The organism is Corynebacterium tuberculostearicum, from assembly GCF_022347385.1.
Taxonomy (GTDB): domain Bacteria; phylum Actinomycetota; class Actinomycetes; order Mycobacteriales; family Mycobacteriaceae; genus Corynebacterium; species Corynebacterium tuberculostearicum_M.
In genome coordinates this window covers 1-1545 of sequence record NZ_JAKRDT010000046.1, presented here as the reverse complement: position 1 = coordinate 1545, position 1545 = coordinate 1, and the positions used below count along the sequence as shown (strand labels likewise).

Below are 1545 nucleotides of genomic sequence, written 5' to 3'. Positions count from 1 at the left end.
AAAGCTCCTTAGAAAGGAGGTGATCCACCCGCACCTTCCGGTACGGGTACCTTGTTACGACTTCGTCCCAATCGCCGATCCCACCTTCGACGGCTCCCTAACAAGTTTGGGCCACCGGCTTCGGGTGTTACCAACTTTCATGACGTGACGGGCGGTGTGTACAAGGCCCGGGAACGTATTCACCGCAGCATTGCTGATCTGCGATTACTAGCGACTCCGACTTCATGGGGTCGAGTTGCAGACCCCAATCCGAACTAAGGCCGGCTTTCAGCGATTCGCTCCACCTCACAGTGTCGCTGCGCGTTGTACCGACCATTGTAGCATGTGTGAAGCCCTGGACATAAGGGGCATGATGATTTGACGTCATCCCCACCTTCCTCCGAGTTGACCCCGGCAGTCTCTCATGAGTCCCCAACCAAATGCTGGCAACATAAGACAAGGGTTGCGCTCGTTGCGGGACTTAACCCAACATCTCACGACACGAGCTGACGACAACCATGCACCACCTGTACACCAGCCACAAAGGGAAAGACTATCTCTAGCCCGATCCGGTGTATGTCAAGCCCAGGTAAGGTTCTTCGCGTTGCATCGAATTAATCCACATGCTCCGCCGCTTGTGCGGGCCCCCGTCAATTCCTTTGAGTTTTAGCCTTGCGGCCGTACTCCCCAGGCGGGGCGCTTAATGCGTTAGCTACGGCACGAAAGTCGTGAAAAGACCCTCACACCTAGCGCCCACCGTTTACGGCATGGACTACCAGGGTATCTAATCCTGTTCGCTACCCATGCTTTCGCTCCTCAGCGTCAGTAACTGCCCAGTAACCTGCCTTCGCCATCGGTGTTCCTCCTGATATCTGCGCATTTCACCGCTACACCAGGAATTCCAGTTACCCCTACAGTACTCAAGTTATGCCCGTATCGCCTGCACGCCCGGAGTTAAGCCCCGGAATTTCACAGACGACGCGACAAACCACCTACGAGCCCTTTACGCCCAGTAATTCCGGACAACGCTCGCACCCTACGTATTACCGCGGCTGCTGGCACGTAGTTAGCCGGTGCTTCTTATCTAGGTACCGTCACAAAAAGCTTCGTCCCTAGCGAAAGGAGTTTACAACCCGAAGGCCGTCATCCCCCACGCGGCGTCGCTGCATCAGGCTTGCGCCCATTGTGCAATATTCCCCACTGCTGCCTCCCGTAGGAGTCTGGGCCGTATCTCAGTCCCAATGTGGCCGTCCACCCTCTCAGGCCGGCTACCCGTCGCCGCCTTGGTAGGCCATTACCCCACCAACAAGCTGATAGGCCGCGAGCTCATCCTACACCGAAAAAACTTTCCAACCATCACACTAAAAATGGCTCCTATCCGGTATTAGACCCAGTTTCCCAGGCTTATCCCGAAGTGCAGGGCAGATCACCCACGTGTTACTCACCCGTTCGCCACTCGAGTACCCTGCAAGCAGGGCCTTTCCGTTCGACTTGCATGTGTTAAGCACGCCGCCAGCGTTCGTCCTGAGCCAGGATCAAACTCTCCACAAAAAAATTTCAGAACAA

The 1545-nt window shown here is 55.7% G+C and carries 1 rRNA gene; it reads right to left on the bottom strand.

The features are described 5' to 3' along the window. Window positions 1–12 precede the first annotated feature (12 nt). Window positions 13–1530 (bottom strand): 16S ribosomal RNA (locus tag MHK00_RS11795). Window positions 1531–1545: the final 15 nt, after the last annotated feature.